Source organism: Pseudomonas sp. EA_65y_Pfl1_P113 (assembly GCF_963970525.1).
Classification (GTDB): Bacteria; Pseudomonadota; Gammaproteobacteria; order Pseudomonadales; family Pseudomonadaceae; genus Aquipseudomonas; species Aquipseudomonas tritici.
The window spans coordinates 1-717 of record NZ_CAXAQM010000163.1 but is presented as its reverse complement, the minus strand read 5'-3'; the positions used below and the strand labels follow the sequence as shown (position 1 = coordinate 717).

The following is a 717-nucleotide window of genomic DNA, read 5'->3' as shown; positions in this document are numbered from 1 at the left end:
CGAGCAGGAAATCCCTTTTTACCGCTATCGCCATATCGTGCGGCCCGGGATCGCGGGCTGGGCGCAAGTCTGCCAGGGACATGTTGCTGAAGTCGATGACGTCCGCAGCAAGCTGCACTATGATTTCTACTATATCAAACGCTATTCGCCCTGGATTGATTTGCTGATCGTCATACGCACCGTGCGGACGATGATGACAGGTTACGGTGCACGATAACGTTCGAAAAATCGTGGATCTGTCACGGAATAGGTGGTCATGAATAGCTTCGTTCATCAATTGGCTGATGTTCAATCACCGTCGATCGGCGAGGGCACTCGGGTCTGGCAGTTCTGCGTTATTCTGCCAAAGGCAGTAATTGGGCGGGAATGCAATATATGCGCGCATGTTCTGATTGAGAATGACGTGCGCATTGGCGACAATGTCACCGTTAAGAGCGGGGTGCAGCTCTGGGATGGTATTACGCTTGAAGACAACGTGTTCGTCGGACCCAACGTCACGTTCACTAACGATCTGAATCCGCGATCAAAGGTCTATCCTGAGCGCTTCGCGCGCACCAGTGTGAGGCGCAACGCCTCTATCGGTGCCAACGCCACGATCCTCCCTGGCGTCGAGATTGGTGAACAAGCCATGATTGGCGCAGGTGCGGTGGTGACGCGCTCCGTGCCAGATTATGCCATCGTAGTCGGTAATCCTGCCACCATCATCGGCTATACCAA

The 717-nt window shown here is 54.0% G+C and carries 2 protein-coding genes; both read left to right on the top strand.

Translation table 11 applies throughout. From position 1 onward, the window contains the following. Nucleotides 1–217 (top strand): sugar transferase (locus tag AACY52_RS28900; protein ID WP_339561156.1); only part of this gene is annotated, 217 nt, incomplete at its 5' end. Between the two features lie 39 nt (nucleotides 218–256). Continuing rightward, nucleotides 257–717, top strand: a 461-nt coding sequence (locus tag AACY52_RS28895; RefSeq protein ID WP_339561155.1) for an acyltransferase, incomplete at its 3' end; no start/stop codon positions are given.